Below are 20,547 nucleotides of genomic sequence, written 5' to 3'. Positions count from 1 at the left end.
GCAGTATCACCCTGTGGCTGATCTCATCACCGTCGAGGACCCCGACGACCCGCGCCTGCGCGACTACACGGGTCTGACCGACGTCGAACTGCGGCGCAGGCGCGAGCCCGCGGAAGGCCTCTTCATCGCCGAGGGCGAGAAGGTCATCAGACGCGCCAAGGACGCCGGGTACGAGATGCGCTCGATGCTGCTCTCCGCCAAGTGGGTCGACGTCATGCGGGACGTCATCGACGAACTCCCGGCCCCGGTCTACGCCGTCAGCCCCGAGCTCGTCGAACGCGTCACCGGCTACCACGTGCACCGCGGGGCCCTGGCCTCCATGCAGCGCAAGCCGCTGCCCACGGCGCGGGAACTGCTCGCCACGACCCGCCGCGTGGTCGTCATGGAAGCGGTCAACGACCACACCAACATCGGGGCCATCTTCCGCAGCGCCGCCGCCCTCGGCATGGACGCGGTGCTGCTGTCGCCCGACTGCGCGGACCCGCTCTACCGCCGCTCGGTGAAGGTCTCCATGGGCGCGGTGTTCTCCGTCCCCTACGCCCGCCTGGAGGCCTGGCCCAAGAGCCTGGACTCGGTGCGCGAGGCCGGCTTCAAGCTGCTGGCCCTCACCCCGCACGAGAAGGCCTCGCCGATCGACGTGGCCGCGCCGCAGTCCCTGGAACGCGTCGCGCTGATGCTCGGAGCCGAAGGGGACGGCCTGTCCACGCAGGCGCTGGTCGCCGCCGACGAGTGGGTACGGATCCCCATGGCGCACGGCGTGGACTCGCTGAACGTGGGCGCCGCGGCGGCGGTGGCCTTCTACGCGGTGGCCCAGGGCCGCGCAGACGGCCAGTAGCCGGACGCGGACCCGGCCGACGGGCGGGGCGGTGGCGCGGCGGTGGCCGGGCGTCAGAGCTTCTGCGCCGCCGCGATGCCCAGCGCCACGATCAGCGTCACCACGACGAACACGATCAGCCGCTGCCGCATCAGCTTCGGGTCGGGCCGCGAAGGCCGCCGCCCCGTCCCCGTCGTACGGGGTGCCGGGCGGCCGCCCGTACGCCCCGCCGTCGGGCGCGAGGAAGGCCCCCCGGGCACCCGCGGGTTGCGCGAGGACGAGGGCCGCGAATGCGGCCCGCTCTGCGACGCCTGGCCCTGTCCCTGCGGCCGGGGCACGGAGCCTGCGCCCGTACGGCGCTCCGTGCGCTGCTCCCCGTACGGCTCGGCCAGCCGCCCCGTCGGCCGCTCGGTCCGGGCCCGCTGCGCCGGCGGGCGCCCGTCGGACAGCCCCTGCGCCTCGCGGGCCGCGATCTCCTTGAGCCGCATCGACAGCTGGAGCGTGCTGGGGCGCTCCTCGGGGTCCTTGGCCAGGCAGGCCTGTACGAGGGGCGCCAGCGCGTCCGGGACCCCCTGGAGGTGGGGCTCCTCGTGCACCACGCGGTACAGCATGACCTCGGAACTGCCGTGTCCGAAGGGCGAGTCGGCGGTCGCCGCGTAGGCCAGGGTGGCGCCCAGGGCGAAGACGTCGGTGGCCGGGGTGACGGCGGCGCCGCGCACCTGCTCGGGAGCGAGGAAGCCGGGGGAGCCGACGGCGGTGCCCACGTGGGTGAGGGTGCTCGCCCCGGTGGCCCAGGCGATCCCGAAGTCGATGATCCGGGGGCCCTTGGGGGACAGGAGGATGTTGGAGGGCTTGAGGTCCCGGTGGACGACCCCCGCCTCGTGCACGGCGACCAGGCCCTCGGAGAGGGCGGCGCCGATCGCGGCGATCTGCGCGGCCGTCAGGGGGCCTTCCTCGGCCACCTTGTCGTGCAGCGAGGGCCCGGGCACGTACTGGGTGGCGAACCACGGCCGCTCGGCCTCCAGGTCGGCCGCCACCAGCCGCGCGGTGCACCCGCCGCGGATCCGGCGGGCGGCCGAGACCTCGCGGGCGAACCGCGAGCGGAACTCCTGGTCCTCGGCGAGATCCGGCCGGATGACCTTGAGCGCGACGCGCTGCCCGCGCCGGTCCGAGCCCAGGTAGACCACGCCCATGCCACCGGCCCCGAGGCGTCGGTGCAGCCTGAACGAGCCGACGACACGCGGGTCCTCGCGCCGGAGCCGCATCATCGCCATGTCCACCCCGCTGACCGGTCGTCCTGTTGACCTGGCACAGCTTACGGACCATCCGGCATGCGCGCTCAGAGGCCGCGCCCTCGCCGTGGGATTCGATCGTCAGTGCGGCACAGCACACTTGAGGGAGCCTCAGCGAAAGTCCCCGGTGGCGTCCGGCAGTCGGGCCACAGGCCCAAGCCGCCCTTCGCGCAAGGGGATTGGGGCCTGTGGGCGCCCCCGGCAGCGCCGAAGCGCGTCGGCGCGCAGGTCAGACCCGAGTCGATCTTCCTGCGGTCCCGTGGACGGACACGCATCAACAGGGAGTGACGAAAGTGAGGGAAGTCACTACCCTCCGGTCATCCCCTCCGGGAAGACCCCGACAGCGGGTGAGCGATCTCCACCCAGGGGAGTACGCGGGGCAGGCCCCCTCATCCTCCCGGAGGCCCGGCAAGGGGTACGAAGGCATGAGGCCAGGACGGTTGCGCCCGCCTAGTGTTGAGGACAAGCGGCGGGTGACGTGCCCCTCCCCCGAGGTCAAACGCCCGCCGCTTCCAGACGACAGGGAGAGGATCATGGCGGACATCGCACGGCACGGACGCAAGGCTTTCGCGTTCAACGGCCATGAGTCCGGCACGCGTCACCCACTGGTGGCCGCGGCCATGGTGCTCCCCCTGGCCGCCGTACTGCTCTTCCTCTTCGGAGGCTTCGATCAGCTGGCGGCACAGGCGTCGTCCGTAGGCGTGATGCTGGGGCGCTGAGCGGCGCCCCAGGCCCGGGAGAGCGGCCCGGGTCCGGACATCATCGCGTCGCACCCCGTGGGGACGGGGGCGTGACGGACGGACGGCAGGTGAAGGGTGCTGCCCGTACGACTGGGGAGTCGGACGGGCAGCACCCTTTTCAAACTTCTCACCGGCCCGTCCCCATGGTCGTCCCCGTGCCCGCTGGCCCGGACGGGGGAACGCGAAAGCCCCGGCCGTGGAGACGGCCGGGGCTTCGGGCTGTGCGCGATACTGGGATTGAACCAGTGACCTCTTCCGTGTCAGGGAAGCGCTCTCCCGCTGAGCTAATCGCGCGGGAACCACGGCTCTGGAGCCGCAGGTCGAACATGTGGTGCAGGTCGTGCAGGTGCTGCGTGCGCGATACTGGGATTGAACCAGTGACCTCTTCCGTGTCAGGGAAGCGCTCTCCCGCTGAGCTAATCGCGCGGGGATCCTTGCGGATCAGTGGACGATACTGGGATTGAACCAGTGACCTCTTCCGTGTCAGGGAAGCGCTCTCCCGCTGAGCTAATCGTCCTTGGAGGTGGAGACGGGATTTGAACCCGTGTAGACGGCTTTGCAGGCCGTTGCCTCGCCTCTCGGCCACTCCACCATGGAGCTGCAGGGGTTCTCGGGAAGAAATCCCCCACTTCGAGCGGACGACGAGACTCGAACTCGCGACATCCACCTTGGCAAGGTGGTGCTCTACCAACTGAGCTACGTCCGCAGGTCACCGTGTTCACTCCGGGGCTCTCCCCCTTCGCTCCCTGGCGACGTGTTGAACTCTAGCGGATTCCGGGGCCAGCTCAAAAACGCGTTTCCGCAGCGTGCTGCCGCTCGATCACCACAGGTCACCCGGCCGTCACCGCACCGGCGGCGCCACGTCACCGGTCATAGACTCGCAGCCGTGCACGACCTGCCCCCCATGGCCCGCTTCGGCGGCCTCCTCGCGACCGACCTCCGAGACGTCACCGGCGACCCCGGCGCCCTCGACTCCACCGGCTTCTGGGCGGTGTCCGCCGACTTCGAAGGGCGGCTCGTCTGCGCGCGCTTCGGTGACGTGCGCCCCGACCCCGTCCCCACGCCCGTCCCGGGCGCCTGGACCGGACCCGAGGCCGACCAGTGGACCTCCTCGCTCGACCGCGCCGCGTACGTCGAGGGCGTGCGCCGCATCCGCGAGCACATCGCCGCCGGTGAGGTCTACCAGGCCAACCTGTGCCGCGTGATGTCCGCGCCGCTGCCCCACCCGGACCGCGCCGACGTCGACGCCCTCACGGCGCTGCTGGCGCGCGGCAACCCCGCACCCTATGCAGGAACGATTCGGCTGGCCGCGCACGGCGTGGAGATCGCCACCGCCTCCCCGGAGCTCTACCTGCGCCGGGCCGGCCGGCACGTCGAGTCCGGCCCCATCAAGGGCACCGGCCGCACCGTCGCCGACCTGCTCCCCAAGGACCACGCCGAGAACGTGATGATCGTGGACCTCGTACGCAACGACCTGGGCCGGGTCTGCGCCACCGGCTCCGTCACCGTCCCCGAGCTGTGCGCCGTCGAGGAGCACCCCGGCCTGGTCCACCTCGTCTCCACCGTCAGCGGCGAGCTCGCCGACGGCGCCGGCTGGCCCGAGCTGCTCGACGCCACCTTCCCGCCCGGCTCCGTCACCGGCGCCCCCAAGTCCTCCGCCCTGCGGATCATCGAAGCCCTGGAGACCGCCCCGCGCGGCCCCTACTGCGGCGCGATCGGCTGGGTCGACGCCGACCGGGGAACCGCCGAGCTCGCCGTGGGCATCCGTACCTTCTGGATCGACCGGGAGGCACCCGGCGGCCCCAGCCTGCTCTTCGGCACCGGAGCCGGGATCACCTGGGGCTCCGATCCGGACCGTGAGTGGGCGGAGACGGAGCTGAAGGCGGCCCGCCTGCTGCGCGTGGCCTCCGGCCGGGAGACGACCGCCTCCCGCGCGGCGAACGGCACCATAGGGCGAACGGCACCATAGGACGTCGGCCCCACAGGACGACGGCACCACAGGAGAGGCGCACGATGAGAATCTGGCTCGACGGAACGCTGAGAGACGTGTCCGACGCCAAGGTGTCCGTCCTCGACCACGGGCTGACCGTGGGCGACGGCGTCTTCGAGACGCTGAAGGCGCAGGGCGGCCGGGCCTTCGCACTCACCCGCCACCTGGAGCGGCTGACCCGCTCCTCCCGGGGCCTGGGCCTGCCGGATCCCGACCTCGACGAGGTGCGCCGGGCCTGCGCGGCCGTACTGGAGGCCAACCCGATGGAACACGGGCGGCTGCGCGTCACCTACACCGGGGGAGTCTCCCCGCTCGGCTCCGACCGCGGCGACGCCGCGCCCACCCTGGTCGTCGCCGCCGCGCAGTCCCCCCGCCGCCCCGACACCACCGAGGTCGTCACGGTCGACTGGGTCCGCAACGAGCGCTCCGGCGTGGCCGGCCTGAAGACCACCTCCTACGCCGAGAACGTGGTCGCGCTCGCCGCCGCCCACCGGGCCGGGGCCTCCGAGGCGCTCCTGGCCAACACCGTCGGGCGGCTCTGCGAGGGCACCGGCTCCAACGTCTTCGTCGTGCTCGACGGGGAACTGCACACCCCGCCCCTGACCTCCGGCTGCCTGGCCGGCATCACCAGGGCCCTCGTCGTCGAATGGGCCGGCGCCAAGGAGACCGACCTGCCCTTCGAGGCGCTGGCCGAGGCGGAGGAGGTCTTCCTGACCTCTTCGCTGCGCGACGCGCAGGCGGTGCTGCGGGTGGACTCCCGCGATCTGGGAACGGCGCCCGGACCGGTCACGGCCGAGGTCATGCGGATCTTCGAAGCGAGGGCCGGTGCGGACCTGGATCCGTGAACACCCGTGACGCGGAGCCGCGGGGCCGGTAGAACACCAAGTGATGACCACCACCCTGCGGCCCGCACAGCCGCTCCAGCACCACGGCGACGGCACCCGCTCCCGGGCCTATGAGGTCCGGGTCAACAGCCGGCCCGTCGGCGCCCTCGAACTGGCCACCCGCTCCGCCGCCGAGCCACGGACCGGCGTGATCCGGAACCTGTGGATCGACGAACCGGACCGCCGGCGGGGGCGCGGCACGGTCGCCGCCCTCGCCGCCGAGGAAGTGCTGCGCTCCTGGCGCTGCACCGGCGTCGCCGTGTCGGTACCCGCCGACGCGACGCCCGCCCTGCGCATGGCCACGGCCCTCGGCTACCGGGAGACCGGGCGCGTCATGCTCAAGGAACTGGCGGCCGAGCCGCCCGCGCTCCCCGAGGGCAGCACCGGCCGCCCGATGACCCAGGCGGAGTTCGACGCCTGGCTGGAGCTCGCCGTCGTGGAGTACGCCCCCCGCCTCGTCGCCCCGGGCATGAGCGCCGAAGAGGGCCTGGCCGCCTCCCGCGCGGAGCACGCCCGGATGCTGCCGGCCGGCCGGGACACGCCCGGCAGCGCCCTGCTCGTGGTCCAGACGCCGCAGGACGGGATCGCGGGCAGCGTGTGGGTCGGGGAGCGCGACCTGCCCGGCCTCGGCAGCGTCCCGTACGTGTACGACGTCCGGGTCGCGCCCGAACAACGGGGGCGGGGCCACGGCCGGTCCCTCATGCTGCTGGCCGAGCGCGCCGCACTGGCCGGCGGCGGCCGCCACCTGGGCCTGTACGTGGTCGAGGGCAACACCCCGGCCCGGCGGCTCTACGAGTCGCTCGGGTACCGGGACACCACGGTGAACGCCGTCAAGGAGCTGCTCTAGGCCGACGGCTAGGCCCCGAGGAGGCGGTCGGCGATCTCCTCGATGCGGGCGCGCAGGCCCTCCTGGCTCTTTCCGCCGTCGAGGCGTTCGCCTCCGATCACGTAGGTCGGGGTACCGCTCACGCCGATGGCCTTGCCCTCGGCCTGGTCGGCGTCGACGATCAGGATGTGCCGTCCGTCGATCAGGGCGGTGTCGAACTCCTCCACGTCCAGGCCCAGTTCGCGCGCCACGTCCAGCAGCACCGGCTCGCCGCGCTCACCCAGCTCCGCGGTGCGCGCCAGCACCGCCTCCGCGTACGGCCAGCCCTGCCCCTGCTCGACGGCCTCCTCGGCGGCCTGCGCCGCGGCGAAGGAGTGCTTGTGCTTCTCCAGCGGGAAGTGGCGCAGCCGGATGTCCAGCCGGTCGCCGTAGCGGGCCCGCAGGGCGCGCACGTCGTCCAGAGCGCTGTGGCAGTCCGGGCACTGGAGTTCGCACCAGACGTCGAGGATCACGGAATCGGTCATGCGGACAGTCTCCCAGCCCCCGCCCGCTCCGGCCGACCGGCACCTGGGGAGGAGGCGGACCCCCAGATGCCCCCGAGATCCCGGCGGCGGGGCCCGCGGACCTGGCCCGTGCGGCGCCGGGCGGTGCAGGATGGAGGGGGAGAGACCGCCCAGCCGCCGAAAGCCCGGAGGACCGCATGCTCGCCGAGACCATCTGCTCCGCGGTGTCCGCGGCGGGCCTGGGGCTCGCCGCGCTCACCGCCTACCGCAAGCGCTTCCTGTCCGCCGCGCGGATCGCCGCGTACGCGCTCGTGCCGGTGGCCCTCGTGATGACCGGCCTGGTGGAGTGGGTGTCCGGGATCGCGTTCAAGCCGACCGTCTGGGCCGGCTTCGGACTGCTGGCACTGGCCTGGCTGCTCCTCGTCACCACCCGGGCCGTCGAGCGCCGCCGCCTCGGCAGGGCCGGGGAGCCCGGGAGGAAGGTCAAGGGGAGCGCCGCCGGGCAGGCCGTCGCCCCGGGCGCCTCCGCGCCGTCGCTCGGCGCCGCCGGGGCCGGCGTACGCCCCGATCCAGCGGCGCGCGGGAAGGCACCGGCCGACGCTCCCGGCGACGACTTCTCCGACATCGAGGCCATCCTCAAGAAGCACGGCATCTGACCGGCGCCGCCAGGTCCACCCCTTCGGGGCAGGTCCACAAGATCGGGCGAAGTACCGCGCGGTTGGTGGCGTGTTGACGGACGGACGGTGGTCCGCTGCGCCATCATCGCCCCGACATGGTCAAGACCTCACCGACCGACCCCTCGGTTCCCGCGCCGGTACCCGCCCCTGTTGCCGAGGAGCCGCGAGGCTGTCTCTTCGCGCTCTCCCAGCCACCCCTGATGATCTTCCTAGCGGTGATCGGCATCCTGCTGCTGCTCGGCGCCGTACACGACCTCTTCATGCTCTGACGCCTCCGCGTCGGCCTCCTTGCGCCGGGCCCGGTACGCGGCCACGTGCAGCCGGTTCCCGCAGGTCCGGCTGTCGCAGTAGCGCCGGGAGCGGTTGCGGGAGAGGTCGACGAAGGCGCGCCGGCAGTCGGGGGCCTCGCAGCGGCGGAGCCGTTCCTGCTCGCCGGACACCACGATGAAGGCCAGCGCCATGCCGCCGTCGGCCGCCAGGTGGTCGCCCACCGACGCGCCGGGCGCGAAGTAGTGCACGTGCCAGTCGTAGCCGTCGTGGTCGGTCAGCTGCGGGGTCGTGCCGGCCGTCGCCACGAGCTCGTTGATCAGTACGGCCGCCGCGCGGGGGTTCGGTGCCGCGAAGACCTGGGCGAATTTGCCGCGCACGGTCCGGACGCCGGCCAGATCGCGGGCGCCGAGTTCGCCGACGTCGCTGATCGCGTATTCCTGGACGAAGGAGCGCAGCTCGCCGATGTCCGAGAGCCCGTCGGGCTGGTCCGCCTCGGCCGCGGTGTTCACCAGCGCGACGACGACGTCGAGCGCGCGTCGAGTGTCGTGGGGGATCTGCACGGGGTCTCCCTCAGGGGCCGGCCTGCGGCGACGGACCGCTGCCGCCACTGCCGCCCGACTCTAGCGGGTCTCGCACAGCACACCGGCGCCGTCCTCGCGGGTGGCTTCCGCGAGAACAGCGCCGGCACTGCCGTATGTGGTTGTCCGCACGGCACCGTCGCCCCGAGTCGGACGGTGTCGGGCGGTGGGGGGCCTGGCTCAGCTTTCGGCCAGGATGTGGGAGAGCTCTTTGTCGAGGTCGAAGTGCCGGTGCTCGGTCCCGGGTGGGACCGCGGCGTCCGTCCGCTTGAGGAACGACTCGAGTGCTCGGGCGGGTGCTTCGAGCAGTGCTTCTCCCTCCGGTGAGCTCAGGGCGATGCAGACGACGCCCTGACCGTGGCTGCGGGACGGCCAGACGCGGACGTCGCCGGTACCAGTGGGCCGGTGGAGGCCCTCCGCGAGGAGGTCGCGGGCGAATACCCATTCGACCGTCTCCTCGGCGCCGGTGTGGAAGGTGGCGTGCACGGCGTAGGGGTCGGCCGTGTCATACCGCAGGCCCGCGGGAACAGGCAGTGAGGACTCGCTCGACACAACGAGGCGCAGGTGCAGCTCGCAGCTGACCGTGGTGTTCATAAGCGCCAGGGCCTTTCGCTCAGTGTGCGCTCGGGGATTCGCACGTCGGCGAAATCGACATGCCACCTACGGTGCCGTTGTAAACCCCTCTGACCGTTTTGCGGACCTCTGGGTCCCTCGGACGGCGGATCCAAAGCACCATTCCCGTGTGCTTCGAGCTCGGGTCGAAGCTCCGGTAGATTCGACTCCATGAATACGGGGAGTGACCGCGGAACCAACGATTCCGCATCAGACGATTCCGCATCCGCATCTGCCTCCGACGCGTCCGGCACGCACGACGAGACGGAAGCGACGCACGTGTCGAAGGCACCCGCCTTCATCAAGGCCCGCAGGGGCCTGCACCTGAGCTGGCAGGTCGGCGTCTTCGTCGTCGGCCTCGCCGTGATCGCCGCCGGTGTCGCCATGCTCGTCCTGCCCGGCCCGGGCTGGGTCGCGATCTTCGCCGGCCTGGCGATCTGGGCCACCGAGTTCGCCTGGGCGCACCTCGTGCTGCGCTGGACCAAGCGCAAGGTCACCGAGGCCGCGCAGAAGGCGCTCGACCCGAAGGTCCGCCGTCGCAACCTCATCCTGACCAGCGCGGGCCTCGTCATCGCGGGCGCCCTGATCGGCTTCTACCTGTGGAAGTACGGGCTCGTCCTGCCCTGGAACCTCAAGGACCAGTGATGGTCACGGGACGCCGCTGACATGCGGTAATGTTTGCGGTGCGTCCGGGCGATTAGCTCAGTGGGAGAGCACTTCGTTCACACCGAAGGGGTCACTGGTTCGAACCCAGTATCGCCCACCCGGACCAGAGGCCCGGAGACTTTCACCGTCTCCGGGCCTCTGGCGTTCCCGCGGCCTCCGGCGCGCGCTCCCCCCGGCCTCACCCCAGCCTTCCGATGGCGTCCCGCAGCCGCCGCGCGTCGCGCAGCCGCCTCTCGTACGTCGCCCCCACCACCAGCAGCAGCACACCCGCCAGGGCCGGCGGCACCCAGCGGGGGAGCGCCCCCGCCACCTGCACCACGTACGGGGCCAGCTCGTGCAGCGCCACCGCCGCCAGCGTCGCACCGCCCAGCAGCAGCGGGGCCTGGAGCCTGCGGTGGGCGCCCGTCAGGGTCACCGCCAGCGCGGCCGTGCCCAGCAGCAGGGGACGCTTCCAGTCCGGGTCCCCCCACGCCGCGAGCAGACTCGGCAGCAGGGTCGCCGCGAGACCGGGGCCGTACGCCGTCCAGGACGAGACCACGGCGGGCGCCCCGCCGTCCGGGCCGGGCCCGCCGCGGTCCGCGCGCCGGCGCAGCAGGCCCACCGCCAGGGCGGGCACCGTCACCGGCAGGGTGTAGGCCTCCGGCGCCGCGACCCCGGCCTCGGCGAGCCGGACCCAGGTCGCCGCCACGAACAGCGTCCCCGACGCCCAGCCCAGCACGCGCCGGTCCGGCCGCACCGCCGCCCCCGCGCAGATCACCCCGGCCAGCGCCAGGACCAGGGCCAGCGTCCCGGTCCGCCCGGCCGACAGGCCCACCGCCGACACGCCGGCCACGGCCGCCGCGATCTCGGCGGGGAGCCGTACGCCGCCCAGCAGCGGCCCGAGCGCCGCGACCAGCGCCGGGACCGCGAGCACCGGCAGCGCCCACCAGACCACGGCGAGCTCCGTCACCGCGCCCACCGCGACCAGCACGCCCGTGGCATACCCGACGGCCCACACGGCGGCGAGGGAGCGGGCCCACAGCGGGGCGCGCCCGTACGCCGCCGCGGACGCGCAAGCCGCGCCCAGCAGCCCCCAGACCGCGAAGGTCGCCGCCCGGCCGTCCAGAGCGCCCACCGACACGTGCGCGGCGCCCGCCAGCGCGCACACGATCCCGGCGGTCGCGGCTGCGCGGGCGGGGGAGCGCAGCGCGAGGAACCCCGCCGCGCCCGTCACCGCCAGCTGGGCCGTGAACACCGCCGCCACCGGGAAGCCGAGCAGCACCGGGGCCGTGAACAGCCCCGACCAGGCCAGGACCACCGCCACCACCCCGGGCTCCGGCCGGGCCAGCGCCCGCGACAGCCACCAGGCGGCGCCGGCCGTCACCAGCAGGGTCAGCGCGGCCGCCGCTGCTCCCGGCCGGGGCGGCCCGGACGCCGGGGTCGTCGCCGCCCAGACCTCATCCAGCACCCGGAGGGGGACCAGCAGGGCCGCAGCGGCCGCCGAAACCGCCCACAGGGCCGCCAGAGCGGCCACCAGCGCCCCCGCCCGCGTCAGCCCGGTGCGTACCGCCCCCGGCAGCGCGCGGACCCGTACGGCCGCCAGCAGCGGCACGGCCACCAGCAGGTGCACCACCACCGCCCAGCCCGGCTCCAGGTGCGGCCGGGCCACCCCGCCCAGCGCCACCACCGCGGTCACGGCGCCCGCCAGCGCCGCCCCCGAGGCGCGCGGCTCCCGCCAGGCCGCCGCCGTCCCCAGGGCCGCGGCCGCCAGCAGCAGCGCCGCCGGAGCCAGCGCCTGCGCCGCCGAAGCCGCCGACCAGGACTGGGCCGCCCCGCACAGCAGCGCCCCCGCGCCCAGTACGGCCGCCGGCAGCGCCGCCGCCCGGACCCGCAGCGCGAGCGCCGCGTCCAGCCCGGCCGTCGCCAGCAGCGCCCAGCCGAGCTCCAGCGGGCCCCCTTCCGCCGCCAGCGCCGCCAGCGGCAGCGGCAACTGCGCCGCCAGCACCGCCGCCGGCAACGGGATCCGCAGCGGGCGCGCGGACGGGGCCCGCCCGTACCCGGCCCACGCCGCCGCGAGCACCGCGGCCGCCCCCGCCGCGTACCCGGTGCCGTCGGTGTCCGGCATGCCGACCGCGTACAGCGCGTACGCGTCCAGCACCGTCAGCAGCAGCCCCACCGCGGCGACCGCCTCAGCCGTCGACCGCAGCCCGCGGCGCAGCAGCAGGACGGGGGCGCCCAGCGCCCCCGCCGTCACCGCGGCCAGCACCGCCGAACGCCCGGCGATCCCCAGGGACCCCCAGCTGACCAGCGTGAACGCCAGCGCGGCCACGGCCAGCAGCACCGCACCCAAGGTCAGCAGCACGTTCTGCGCGCTCGGGGCGGAGGCCTCCTTCGCGGGTTCGGCGGTCCCGGTGGGCGCCCAGCGGGGAGGAGCGGGAGGAGCGGGCTGGTTCAGCAGGCGCAGCAGCCAGTCCCGGCGGGCCAGCAAGTAGAGCCGCCGGGCATCGAGTTGCGCCAGCTCGCGGTCGATGAGCACCAGCTCTTCGGCCGGCGGCAAGGGGGTGTCCATACCCGGAGTGTGGCGCCGGTCACGGCATCAGGACATGGGCGCGCGTACTCAGATGCGAGGTGAGTACGCGGCGGTCGGGAGGAAGCGGGCATGCCGGGGGCCGGTGCGGGCCAGACTGGGACCATGGACCGCTGGAGTCACTACCGCTTCCGCAGTGTGTGGGACCTCGACGCCCCGCCCGCCCGTGTGTTCGCCGTGCTGGAGCGGCCGGCGGAGTACCCGCAGTGGTGGCCCCAGGTCCGGCGCGTGGAGAGCGCCGACGAGCGCACCGGCACCGCGGTCGTCCGCGCCGCCCTGCCGTACACGCTGCGCATCACCGCCAGCGAACTCCTCCGCGACCCCCGGCGCGGGATCCTGGAGGTCGCGCTCCACGGCGATCTCGACGGCTGGGCGCGGTGGACCGTACAACCCCGGGCCGGAAGCGGAGCGCGGTGCACCCACGCGCTGTACGAGCAGGAAGTCAACGTGCGGCGGCCGCTGATGCGGCGGCTGTCGCTGCTCGCGCGGCCGGTGTTCCGGCTCAACCACGCCCTGATGATGCGGGCCGGCCGGCGCGGTCTCCAGGCCTGGCTGGCCGCTGCCCCGGAAGCGGTTTGAACCAGCCCCCGGGCTTCTGTATTGTTCAGTGCGTTCCCGGGCGATTAGCTCAGCGGGAGAGCACTTCGTTCACACCGAAGGGGTCACTGGTTCGATCCCAGTATCGCCCACCGGGACAGGCCGGTCCGTCGCGAGACGGACCGGCCTTCCGCATGTACGGGGTCTTGCGGCGGCGACCGTGACGGTGACCATGAGCACGCCGGCGCGGTACCCCCGCCGTCACGCCGCCGTCGACAGGTCCGGCCGCAGCGGCCAGTGCGGATCCACCGGCTCCGGCGTCCCCTGGCGTGCGAACCACGCCTGCAGTCCGCGCGCCTGCGCCGCGTGCCACACCGCCTGGAGCGTGTGCAGTTCGGCCGGGGTCAGCCGCTCCAGCCGCGACGCGAACCGCCGGCCCACCGCCCGTACGAGCTCCAGCGAGGCCAGCGCGTCCGCCGCCGCGTCGTGCGCGCCCTCCAGCTCGATCCCGTAGTGCGCGCACAGGTCCGTCAGCGTCCGGCGGCCCTTGCGGTAGCGGTCCAGGTGCTTGTCCAGCACCCGCGGGTCCAGCACCGTCAGCGGCCGGTTCTCCAGGTACCGCGACAGCGAGGACGCCCGGTGCCGGCGCAACTCCCGGTCCAGCAGCGTCAGATCGAACGGCGCGTTCATCACCACCACCGGCCGCCCGGCCAGCTGCTGCTCCCCGAGCGCCCGGGCTATCTCCTCCACCACCGGCGCCGGCCAGCGCCCGTGGCGCTGCACGTGCTCGTCGGTGAGCCCGTGCACTTCCGTCGCGCCCGCCGGCACCGGGATGCCCGGATTGACCAGCCAGCGCGTGGTGCGGATCCGGCCGCCCGCGCATTCCTGCACGATGAGCGCGGCGGACACGATCCGGTCCTGCTCGACGTCCACCCCGGTCGTCTCGGTGTCGAATGCGGCCAGCGGGCCCTCGTACCAGCGTGTCATGGCGAACTCCTCGTCCCCGATCGGCAGATGGGCACATCCGGGCGCCGCCGCCTCGGAACGTGCCACCCATGCCCGAATCGGTGATACCCGGGCTCTTTGCCCCGTACGCCGTTTGCGGCGACCCGGGTGCGGAGACAACAACCTTGGGGGGCCGCACACATGACCGGCCGTCACCCCACCCACCACCGACCGGACACGACCTGAGGGCCGTCAGGCATGGGGGAGCCGGCCATGGCGCTCGCGCAGCCCGAACAGGGCGGGGTGCTGGCGGGGCAGATCGGTCCGCGCACCGGTCCACCGGACGACGCGCCGACCGCACCGCTGCGCGGCACGCTCGCCACCACCGCTTGTATGGAGACCCTTCAGGTGGGATACCTGCACGCCGTCGCCGCCGCGGCCGGCTGCTCGCTCTCCCAGCCCTTTCCGGACAACGGCATCGACTGGCACGTCAGCCACGGCGCCCCCGAGCACGTCGTCGACGACGAGGTCACCATCAAGGTGCAGTTGAAGGCGACCTACCAGGTACCGCCCAGGCCGGCCGGGCCCACCTTCGCCTTCACCCTCGACAACGAGCACCTGGTCAAACTGGCCCGCACCCCGGTCGCCGTCCACAAGATCCTCGTCGTGATGCTCGTCCCGCGGGAGCGCGAGCAGTGGCTCGCCGCCGGGCACGACCGGCTCGACCTGAGGCACTGCTGCTACTGGACCAATCTCGCCGGACACCCCGTGACCGGCCGGCGCCGGACCACCGTACGGATCCCCACCGCGCGGATCTTCGACGACCGGGCGCTGTGCGAGATCATGACCCGGGTCGGGTCGGGAGGGACACCCTGATGCACTCGCCGTCGCACGCGCACTGGCACTCGCACTGGAACTCGCACTCACCGAACCTGGAACCGCCGCCACCGTCCCAGGAGTTCGGACCGGAGTTCGCCCCCGGGGCGCCCGACCCCGCTCAGGTCGACCCGGCGGTGCTCGGCGCGCTGCTGCACCGGCACGGCTGGCTGCGCCGGGGCGGCGCCGCCGGGCGCTACGGCCGCTGGACACCGCCCGGGTACGCGGGGACCAGCCTGCTCGTCCCCGAGAGCCGGGCCTTCCCGGACTGCGCCGACCTGCTCCAGGAGGCGCTCACCGCGCTCTCGCGCAGCGCGCTGCCCTCCGCGCGGGAGGTGCTCTACGGGCTGAGCGTGCCGAGCGACGAGATCCACTGGGACCGGGAGATCCCGCCGGGGGCGTACGGGCTCCAGGGCCAGGCCGCGTGGACGGCGCAGGAACAGCTGCGCTCGGCCGCCCGGCAGCTGCTGCTGGCCGGAGCGCTCGCCGCGCGGGCGAGGGCCGGCTACTACGGGGCCCGGCACCGGGCCCAGGCCGAGCGGGCCCTGGACGGGGTCCTGGTGGGCCCGCACCCCGGCGGCCGGCACCTGACGGCGTACCTGCCCGTGGACGGCGGGCGGGGCACCATGACCCGGCTCCACCACGCGCTGCACGCCGCGCGCGAGGCCGTGGACTACCGGCGGGCCACCGGCGGCATGGAGGCCTTCGACGCCGCCGTGCAGGCCGGGGTCAGCCGGGAGCTCGCCGACGCGCTGATCGCACTGGTCCGGGGCTCGGAGGGGGCCCGGATCGCGCTGGCCTGGGCGCCGGCGGCCGGGGTTCCGGCGGGCTGCGCGGCCCGGCCCGAGCCGGTGGAGTTCTCGCCGGGCGACCTGCCGGTGCTGCGGGAGGCCGCGGCGCGCTACACCCGGGACGAGCCGGCCGTGCAGGTCCGGATCGCGGGGGCGGTGGTCCGCATGCGGCGCTCGGCGCCGGGGGGCGGGGGCACGGTCAGGCTGCGGGTCCTGGCCGGGGCGGAGGTGCCGTACGTACGGGCCGCGCTCGACGAGGAGGCGTACCGGGTGGCGGGTCACGCGCACCTGGTGGGACTGCCGATCCGGGTCAGCGGCCGGTTGCAGCGGCGGGGCGGGTTCCGCCGGCTGACGGATGCGGCGGAGGTGTCGCCGGTCCCGCTGGACGAGGTCGAGCGGGACCGGCTGATGAAGTCGCTGGACTCGGCGTTCGACCCTGAGGAAGTGCTGCCGGTCGACGAGTAGGGTGCGCCGGCGCCGCCGGGGGCCCCGCTCCCGTACCCCCGCTCCTCAGACGCCGGACGGGCCGGACGCGGCGCCGGGACCGGAGGTGAAGGACGCCATGGTCAGGCCCGGGACGGGGGAGAAGTCGTCGCCGCGGGTGAAGCCCATGCCCGCGTAGAGGGTGACCGCGGGGGTGTTGGCGGCGCCCGTGGTGACCTCGACCGGGCGGTCCGGGAAAAGCTCGGTCAGCGCGTGGCGCAGCAGCAGGGAGGCGACGCCCCGGCGGAACCAGGCCGGGGCCACGCAGAGCCGGTCGATGCAGACGCCGCCGTCGGCCCGTTCCTCCCAGGCGAGGAAACCGGCGAGCTCCCCGCCCTCACCGACGGCGCCGACCCAGTTCAGGTCCTGCGCCCGCATCTGCGCGAGGCTCTCGCCCAACGCGGGGATGCCGGGGAAGCCGATCAGCTCCGCCTCCACCGCGTACGCGGCCAGTCCGATCCGGTGCACGGCCCTCGCGGTGGCGTCGTCGGTCAGGTCCAGGGGGCGTATCCGGGGGCTCGGCATGCGGCCACGCTACCCGGCCGTCCGCGCGGCCCCGCCGGTGTGTGAGGCGCGGACCCCGCGGGCCCTCCCGGCGGGGAGAGCGGTGCGCGAAGTAACCGTTTAGCGGCGTGGCCACTGCGCTCGGTACGATTCAGGCGCGCAGTGTCCACTCGCGCACCCCCTGAGTCAGGAGAGACCGGTGTCAGACGTCCGTGTGATCATCCAACGCGATTCCGAGCGGGACGAGCGCGTGGTGGCCACGGGCACTACGGCGGCGGAGCTCTTCGCCGGCGAGCGCACCATCGTCGCCGCGCGCATCGCCGGGGAACTGAAGGACCTCGCGTACGAGGTGAAGGACGGCGAGACCGTCGAGCCGGTGGAGATCTCCTCCGAGGACGGCCTCAACATCCTGCGCCACTCGACCGCGCACGTGATGGCTCAGGCCGTGCAGGAGCTCTTCCCCGAGGCCAAGCTGGGCATCGGCCCGCCGGTCCGGGACGGCTTCTACTACGACTTCGACGTCGCGAAGCCCTTCACCCCCGATGATCTGAAGACCATCGAGAAGAAGATGCAGGAGATCCAGAAGCGGGGGCAGAGGTTCTCCCGCCGCGTGGTCTCCGACGAGGCTGCCCGCGAGGAGCTCGCCGACGAGCCGTACAAGCTCGAACTCATCGGCATCAAGGGTTCGGCCTCGACCGACGACGGCGCGAACGTCGAGGTGGGCGCTGGCGAGCTGACCATCTACGACAACCTGGACGCGAAGACCGGCGACCTGTGCTGGAAGGACCTCTGCCGAGGACCGCACCTGCCCACCACCCGCAACATCCCGGCCTTCAAGCTCATGCGCAACGCGGCCGCCTACTGGCGCGGCAGCGAGAAGAACCCGATGCTCCAGCGCATCTACGGCACCGCGTGGCCGTCGAAGGAGGAGCTGAAGGCCCACCTCGACTTCCTCGCCGAGGCCGAGAAGCGCGACCACCGCAAGCTCGGCAACGAGCTGGACCTCTTCTCCATCCCGGACGAGATCGGCTCCGGCCTCGCCGTCTTCCACCCGCGCGGCGGCATCATCCGCCGGGTGATGGAGGACTACTCGCGCCGCCGGCACGAGGAGGAGGGCTACGAGTTCGTCTACTCCCCGCACGCCACCAAGGGCGCCCTGTTCGAGAAGAGCGGGCACCTGGACTGGTACGCGGAGGGCATGTACCCCCCCATGCAGCTCGACGGTGGTACCGACTACTACCTCAAGCCCATGAACTGCCCGATGCACAACCTGATCTTCGACGCGCGCGGGCGCTCCTACCGCGAGCTGCCGCTGCGCCTGTTCGAGTTCGGCACCGTGTACCGGTACGAGAAGTCGGGCGTGGTCCACGGCCTGACCCGCGCCCGGGGCTTCACCCAGGACGACGCGCACATCTACTGCACCCGTGAGCAGATGGCCGAGGAGCTCGACCGCACGCTCACCTTCGTGCTGAACCTGCTGCGCGACTACGGTCTGACCGACTTCTACCTGGAGCTGTCCACCAAGGACCCGGAGAAGTTCGTCGGCTCGGACGAGGTCTGGGAGGAGGCCACCGCGGTCCTCCAGCAGGTCGCCGAGAAGCAGGGCCTCCCGCTGACCCCCGACCCGGGCGGCGCGGCCTTCTACGGCCCGAAGATCTCGGTGCAGGCGCGGGACGCCATCGGCCGCACCTGGCAGATGTCGACCGTCCAGCTCGACTTCAACCTGCCGGAGCGCTTCAACCTGGAGTACACCGCGCCGGACGGCTCGCGCCAGCGGCCGGTCATGATCCACCGTGCGCTGTTCGGTTCGATCGAGCGGTTCTTCGCCGTCCTGCTGGAGCACTACGCGGGCGCCATGCCGCCGTGGCTCGCCCCCGTCCAGGCGGTGGGCATCCCGATCGGCGACGGCCACGTCGAGTACCTGCAGGAGTTCGCCGCCGCGGCGAAGAAGCAGGGTCTGCGGGTCGAGGTGGACGCCTCCTCCGACCGCATGCAGAAGAAGATCCGCAACCACCAGAAGCTCAAGGTGCCGTTCATGATCATCGTCGGTGACGAGGACATGGCCGCGGGCACCGTCTCCTTCCGCTACCGCGACGGTTCGCAGGAGAACGGCATCCCGAAGGACGAGGCGCTGGCCAAGCTGGCCAAGGTCGTCGCGGACCGCGTCCAGGTCTGATGCATCGGGGGAGGCCCCCGGGAGGTGATCACTTCCCGGGGGCCTTCCTCGTACCCGAAGGCAAGGTCATATGCTTGCCGCCATGACGACTGAGCCGGAGCAGCAGATCGGGGTGGGCACGCAGGACGCGTTCCAGCGTCTGTGGACGCCCCACCGGATGGCCTACATCCAGGGGGAGAACAAGCCGACCGGCCCGGAGGCCGGGGACGGCTGTCCCTTCTGCGGGATTCCGGAGATGTCGGACGAGGAGGGCCTGGTCGTGGCCCGCGGCCGGCACGTCTACGCCGTGCTGAACCTCTACCCGTACAACGGCGGACACCTCATGGTCGTCCCGTACCGGCACGTGGCCGACTACACCGAGCTCGACGACCTGGAGACGGCCGAGCTCGCCGATCTGACCAAGCGGGCGATGGTGGCGCTGCGCAAGGCGTCGGGCGCGCACGGTTTCAACATCGGCATGAACCAGGGCGCGGCCGCCGGTGCCGGCATCGCCGCGCACCTGCACCAGCACATCGTGCCCCGCTGGGGCGGGGACACGAACTTCATGCCGGTCGTCGGCCACACCAAGGTGCTGCCGCAGCTCCTCGCGGACACCCGCCAGATGCTCGCGGACGCCTGGCCCGTCGGCTAGTCCTGCTCCTCCCCGCTGCTCCCGCTCCTTGCGTCCTCCCGCGCTGCGCGGCCGCAAACGGCGCGCGGAGCCCGCAGTCCCCGCAGTGATCAGCCCCACTGGCCAACTGGGCCCCGGGTGTGCGCCCTTGTGGGCATATTAGGATCTTGATCATTGCAATCGCAGATCATTACGGGGGCTCGGGTGGGCATGTCTTCCTTCGATACGGAGTGGGCGGGACTCAAGCAGGGGACGGCGAGACCTGAAGTCCGACATGGCCGCATGGAAGAAGGGGGCCGAGGACGTCGGCCTCCTGGTGTCGGGGATCAAGAAGGCGTTGACGGAGTTCGAGGCCGGTCAGAAGGGCGCCGCGATCAGCGGCGTGGAGAGCGCCACCGCGCAGGGCGAGCTGTACCAGTCGTGGAAGACCTACCTCGACGGCCTGGTCGGCAAGTGCACCGCACTGCAAGGGCCGATGGTGTCGGCGGGCAAGGGCCAGGTCTCCAACGACGAGGCGCTGCGCGGTGACTTCGCCCGCATGAACGAGGCGTACAAGGACACGCCCGCCACCGGCGGCAACGGCGGGGGCCGGTGAGCACGGGCATGGACTACGCGACGTTGAAGGCGTTCAAGCCGTCGGAGTTCACCGAGGCCGCCGACGGCTACCAGTCGGTCAGCGCCATGGCCGCTCAAGGGCGCCGGCGGAAGCGAGCCGCTGATCTCCTTCGCCGTGTACTCCCGCTGCTTCTTCGACCCCGACCCGAAGTGACCGCGGACGCGCCCCCCCGGCTAGGGGGTGCGCCTCTCGCGCCAGTTCTTCAGCTCGGCCTCGACGTCGAACTCGGTCAGGCCCAGCGGCGGACCCGGCGGGGGCATGCGCAGGGCCGCGCCGATCTTCTCGTTGATCTCCGTGAGGAGGTCCCGTACGCGGCGCTCGGAACGGGTCGCCCGGACCGCCTCCATGACGTCCTCGGCCTCCTTGCGCAGCGCCAGCGTCGGAGGCAGGACGGCGAAGCCCTCGCGGTGCAGCTTGCCCTTGATCCACCACAGTTCGTCGTAGGGCGCGTCGAGCGAGGCCAGCGGCTTTCCCCAGCCCGGCAGGTTCTCGAAGTCGCCCCGCTCGGCGGCCTCCCGGATCTGGCGGTCCACCCAGGACTCGACGCTGACACCCGGCGGCTTGCGCTCGGTCATGGTCCCTCCTCCAGGA

Annotated in this window: 21 protein-coding genes and 7 tRNA genes; 15 read left to right on the top strand and 13 right to left on the bottom strand. The window is 73.0% G+C overall.

The annotated features are described in order from the left end of the window. Nucleotides 1-13 precede the first annotated feature (13 nt). Nucleotides 14-835 carry a TrmH family RNA methyltransferase gene (locus AC07DU_RS14925; RefSeq protein WP_479111683.1) on the top strand — a complete coding sequence of 274 codons (822 nt, stop codon included), beginning with the start codon at nt 14-16 and terminating at the stop codon, nt 833-835. Between the two features lie 53 nt (nt 836-888). On the opposite strand, the gene AC07DU_RS14920 is transcribed toward AC07DU_RS14925, so the two are convergent. Beyond that, nucleotides 889-2,088 carry a serine/threonine-protein kinase gene (locus tag AC07DU_RS14920; RefSeq protein WP_360887386.1) on the bottom strand — a complete coding sequence of 400 codons (1,200 nt, stop codon included), beginning with the start codon at nt 2,086-2,088 and terminating at the stop codon, nt 889-891. A gap of 551 nt (nt 2,089-2,639) precedes the next feature. Between AC07DU_RS14920 and AC07DU_RS14915 the strand changes: the two genes are divergently transcribed. After that, a complete protein-coding gene (locus AC07DU_RS14915; protein ID WP_360887384.1) occupies nt 2,640-2,825 on the top strand; it encodes a hypothetical protein in 186 nt (61 codons plus the stop codon). A 243-nt stretch (nt 2,826-3,068) separates the two neighbouring features. Here AC07DU_RS14915 and AC07DU_RS14910 read toward each other — a convergent pair. From AC07DU_RS14910 to AC07DU_RS14890, 5 genes are all read right to left on the bottom strand, one after another. Next, a tRNA-Val gene (locus AC07DU_RS14910) sits at nt 3,069-3,140 on the bottom strand. Nucleotides 3,141-3,200: 60 nt separating this feature from the next. Then, nucleotides 3,201-3,272, bottom strand: a tRNA-Val gene (locus AC07DU_RS14905). A gap of 19 nt (nt 3,273-3,291) precedes the next feature. Continuing rightward, nucleotides 3,292-3,363: transfer RNA gene (locus tag AC07DU_RS14900), tRNA-Val, on the bottom strand. 1 nt (nt 3,364) lies between these two features. Then, nucleotides 3,365-3,438 (bottom strand) — tRNA-Cys (locus AC07DU_RS14895). A gap of 41 nt (nt 3,439-3,479) precedes the next feature. Beyond that, nucleotides 3,480-3,552, bottom strand: a tRNA-Gly gene (locus AC07DU_RS14890). Between the two features lie 180 nt (nt 3,553-3,732). Between AC07DU_RS14890 and AC07DU_RS14885 the strand changes: the two genes are divergently transcribed. From AC07DU_RS14885 to AC07DU_RS14875, 3 genes are read left to right on the top strand one after another with little or no spacing between them, the layout of a single operon-like run. Beyond that, nucleotides 3,733-4,815, top strand: a complete 1,083-nt coding sequence (locus AC07DU_RS14885; RefSeq protein WP_360887381.1) for a chorismate-binding protein — start codon at nt 3,733-3,735, stop codon at nt 4,813-4,815. Between the two features lie 44 nt (nt 4,816-4,859). Then, nucleotides 4,860-5,681, top strand: coding sequence for an aminotransferase class IV (locus AC07DU_RS14880; protein ID WP_479031487.1), 822 nt, complete (start codon nt 4,860-4,862; stop codon nt 5,679-5,681). 43 nt (nt 5,682-5,724) lie between these two features. Beyond that, the gene (locus AC07DU_RS14875; protein ID WP_479111680.1) at nt 5,725-6,567 is read left to right on the top strand and encodes a GNAT family N-acetyltransferase; all 843 of its coding nucleotides are present in this window, start codon (nt 5,725-5,727) and stop codon (nt 6,565-6,567) included. A gap of 8 nt (nt 6,568-6,575) precedes the next feature. On the opposite strand, the gene AC07DU_RS14870 is transcribed toward AC07DU_RS14875, so the two are convergent. Then, nucleotides 6,576-7,070 carry a DsbA family protein gene (locus AC07DU_RS14870; RefSeq protein ID WP_360887372.1) on the bottom strand — a complete coding sequence of 165 codons (495 nt, stop codon included), beginning with the start codon at nt 7,068-7,070 and terminating at the stop codon, nt 6,576-6,578. Nucleotides 7,071-7,246: 176 nt separating this feature from the next. Between AC07DU_RS14870 and AC07DU_RS14865 the strand changes: the two genes are divergently transcribed. Then, nucleotides 7,247-7,705: a hypothetical protein gene (locus AC07DU_RS14865; protein ID WP_479111678.1), complete on the top strand. Its 459-nt coding sequence runs from the start codon at nt 7,247-7,249 to the stop codon at nt 7,703-7,705. A gap of 230 nt (nt 7,706-7,935) precedes the next feature. Here the strand turns inward: AC07DU_RS14865 and AC07DU_RS14860 are convergent, their stop codons facing one another. Together AC07DU_RS14860 and AC07DU_RS14855 are read right to left on the bottom strand one after the other, a co-directional pair. Continuing rightward, nucleotides 7,936-8,556 (bottom strand): CGNR zinc finger domain-containing protein, encoded by a 621-nt coding sequence (locus AC07DU_RS14860; protein ID WP_360887367.1) that lies wholly within the window; start codon nt 8,554-8,556, stop codon nt 7,936-7,938. A 198-nt stretch (nt 8,557-8,754) separates the two neighbouring features. Beyond that, nucleotides 8,755-9,168, bottom strand: coding sequence for an SsgA family sporulation/cell division regulator (locus AC07DU_RS14855; RefSeq protein WP_030011909.1), 414 nt, complete (start codon nt 9,166-9,168; stop codon nt 8,755-8,757). A gap of 189 nt (nt 9,169-9,357) precedes the next feature. On the opposite strand from AC07DU_RS14855, the gene AC07DU_RS14850 reads away from it, so the two are divergent. Both AC07DU_RS14850 and AC07DU_RS14845 read left to right on the top strand, forming a co-directional pair. After that, the gene (locus tag AC07DU_RS14850) at nt 9,358-9,831 is read left to right on the top strand and encodes a TIGR02611 family protein (protein WP_360887363.1); all 474 of its coding nucleotides are present in this window, start codon (nt 9,358-9,360) and stop codon (nt 9,829-9,831) included. A gap of 46 nt (nt 9,832-9,877) precedes the next feature. Next, a tRNA-Val gene (locus AC07DU_RS14845) sits at nt 9,878-9,949 on the top strand. 81 nt (nt 9,950-10,030) lie between these two features. Here the strand turns inward: AC07DU_RS14845 and AC07DU_RS14840 are convergent. Further along, complete coding sequence (locus AC07DU_RS14840) at nt 10,031-12,400, bottom strand: SCO7613 C-terminal domain-containing membrane protein (RefSeq protein ID WP_479111675.1); 2,370 nt, start codon at nt 12,398-12,400, stop codon at nt 10,031-10,033. Between the two features lie 123 nt (nt 12,401-12,523). Between AC07DU_RS14840 and AC07DU_RS14835 the strand changes: the two genes are divergently transcribed. Beyond that, nucleotides 12,524-12,997 carry an SRPBCC family protein gene (locus AC07DU_RS14835; RefSeq protein WP_360887357.1) on the top strand — a complete coding sequence of 158 codons (474 nt, stop codon included), beginning with the start codon at nt 12,524-12,526 and terminating at the stop codon, nt 12,995-12,997. A gap of 38 nt (nt 12,998-13,035) precedes the next feature. Beyond that, nucleotides 13,036-13,107 (top strand) — tRNA-Val (locus AC07DU_RS14830). 109 nt (nt 13,108-13,216) lie between these two features. Here AC07DU_RS14830 and AC07DU_RS14825 read toward each other — a convergent pair. Beyond that, nucleotides 13,217-13,942 carry a 3'-5' exonuclease gene (locus AC07DU_RS14825; RefSeq protein WP_360887354.1) on the bottom strand — a complete coding sequence of 242 codons (726 nt, stop codon included), beginning with the start codon at nt 13,940-13,942 and terminating at the stop codon, nt 13,217-13,219. A 231-nt stretch (nt 13,943-14,173) separates the two neighbouring features. Between AC07DU_RS14825 and AC07DU_RS14820 the strand changes: the two genes are divergently transcribed. Next, nucleotides 14,174-14,776: a DUF4365 domain-containing protein gene (locus AC07DU_RS14820; protein WP_360887351.1), complete on the top strand. Its 603-nt coding sequence runs from the start codon at nt 14,174-14,176 to the stop codon at nt 14,774-14,776. Continuing rightward, nucleotides 14,776-16,032, top strand: coding sequence for a hypothetical protein (locus AC07DU_RS14815; protein WP_479111673.1), 1,257 nt, complete (start codon nt 14,776-14,778; stop codon nt 16,030-16,032). The genes AC07DU_RS14820 and AC07DU_RS14815 overlap by 1 nt, the downstream gene beginning before the upstream one ends. A gap of 45 nt (nt 16,033-16,077) precedes the next feature. Here AC07DU_RS14815 and AC07DU_RS14810 read toward each other — a convergent pair whose 3' ends face one another. Continuing rightward, a complete protein-coding gene (locus AC07DU_RS14810; protein WP_479031465.1) occupies nt 16,078-16,575 on the bottom strand; it encodes a GNAT family N-acetyltransferase in 498 nt (165 codons plus the stop codon). Nucleotides 16,576-16,753: 178 nt separating this feature from the next. Here AC07DU_RS14810 and thrS point away from each other — a divergent pair, with 178 nt between their 5' ends. The 3 genes from thrS to AC07DU_RS14795 all read left to right on the top strand — a co-directional run bounded on the left by thrS (nt 16,754) and on the right by AC07DU_RS14795 (nt 19,935). Then, nucleotides 16,754-18,730, top strand: a complete 1,977-nt coding sequence (gene thrS / locus AC07DU_RS14805) for a threonine--tRNA ligase (RefSeq protein WP_479111671.1) — start codon at nt 16,754-16,756, stop codon at nt 18,728-18,730. 70 nt (nt 18,731-18,800) lie between these two features. Then, a complete protein-coding gene (locus AC07DU_RS14800; RefSeq protein WP_360887339.1) occupies nt 18,801-19,361 on the top strand; it encodes an HIT family protein in 561 nt (186 codons plus the stop codon). A gap of 253 nt (nt 19,362-19,614) precedes the next feature. Next, nucleotides 19,615-19,935, top strand: a complete 321-nt coding sequence (locus tag AC07DU_RS14795; RefSeq protein WP_479111669.1) for a hypothetical protein — start codon at nt 19,615-19,617, stop codon at nt 19,933-19,935. Between the two features lie 194 nt (nt 19,936-20,129). Here the strand turns inward: AC07DU_RS14795 and AC07DU_RS14790 are convergent, their stop codons facing one another. Then, nucleotides 20,130-20,531 (bottom strand): DnaJ family domain-containing protein, encoded by a 402-nt coding sequence (locus tag AC07DU_RS14790; RefSeq protein WP_479111667.1) that lies wholly within the window; start codon nt 20,529-20,531, stop codon nt 20,130-20,132. Nucleotides 20,532-20,547: the final 16 nt, after the last annotated feature.

It is taken from the genome of Streptomyces sp. NPDC045695 (assembly GCF_056432025.1).
Note: the sequence above shows the minus strand (reverse complement) of the source record. Positions and strands in the feature narration are given on the sequence as shown.

Bases quoted from the DNA above. Each gene is read 5' to 3' on its own strand.
- AC07DU_RS14920 (WP_360887386.1), bottom strand. From the start codon at position 2,088: ATGGCGATGATGCGGCTCCGGCGCGAGGACCCGCGTGTCGTCGGCTCG.
- AC07DU_RS14915 (WP_360887384.1), top strand. From the start codon at position 2,640: ATGGCGGACATCGCACGGCACGGACGCAAGGCTTTCGCGTTCAACGGC.
- AC07DU_RS14880 (WP_479031487.1), top strand. From the start codon at position 4,860: ATGAGAATCTGGCTCGACGGAACGCTGAGAGACGTGTCCGACGCCAAG.
- AC07DU_RS14875 (WP_479111680.1), top strand. From the start codon at position 5,725: ATGACCACCACCCTGCGGCCCGCACAGCCGCTCCAGCACCACGGCGAC.
- AC07DU_RS14870 (WP_360887372.1), bottom strand. From the start codon at position 7,070: ATGACCGATTCCGTGATCCTCGACGTCTGGTGCGAACTCCAGTGCCCG.
- AC07DU_RS14865 (WP_479111678.1), top strand. From the start codon at position 7,247: ATGCTCGCCGAGACCATCTGCTCCGCGGTGTCCGCGGCGGGCCTGGGG.
- AC07DU_RS14855 (WP_030011909.1), bottom strand. From the start codon at position 9,168: ATGAACACCACGGTCAGCTGCGAGCTGCACCTGCGCCTCGTTGTGTCG.
- AC07DU_RS14850 (WP_360887363.1), top strand. From the start codon at position 9,358: ATGAATACGGGGAGTGACCGCGGAACCAACGATTCCGCATCAGACGAT.
- AC07DU_RS14840 (WP_479111675.1), bottom strand. From the start codon at position 12,400: ATGGACACCCCCTTGCCGCCGGCCGAAGAGCTGGTGCTCATCGACCGC.
- AC07DU_RS14835 (WP_360887357.1), top strand. From the start codon at position 12,524: ATGGACCGCTGGAGTCACTACCGCTTCCGCAGTGTGTGGGACCTCGAC.
- AC07DU_RS14825 (WP_360887354.1), bottom strand. From the start codon at position 13,942: ATGACACGCTGGTACGAGGGCCCGCTGGCCGCATTCGACACCGAGACG.
- AC07DU_RS14820 (WP_360887351.1), top strand. From the start codon at position 14,174: ATGGCGCTCGCGCAGCCCGAACAGGGCGGGGTGCTGGCGGGGCAGATC.
- AC07DU_RS14815 (WP_479111673.1), top strand. From the start codon at position 14,776: ATGCACTCGCCGTCGCACGCGCACTGGCACTCGCACTGGAACTCGCAC.
- AC07DU_RS14810 (WP_479031465.1), bottom strand. From the start codon at position 16,575: ATGCCGAGCCCCCGGATACGCCCCCTGGACCTGACCGACGACGCCACC.
- AC07DU_RS14800 (WP_360887339.1), top strand. From the start codon at position 18,801: ATGCTTGCCGCCATGACGACTGAGCCGGAGCAGCAGATCGGGGTGGGC.
- AC07DU_RS14795 (WP_479111669.1), top strand. From the start codon at position 19,615: ATGGCCGCATGGAAGAAGGGGGCCGAGGACGTCGGCCTCCTGGTGTCG.
- AC07DU_RS14790 (WP_479111667.1), bottom strand. From the start codon at position 20,531: ATGACCGAGCGCAAGCCGCCGGGTGTCAGCGTCGAGTCCTGGGTGGAC.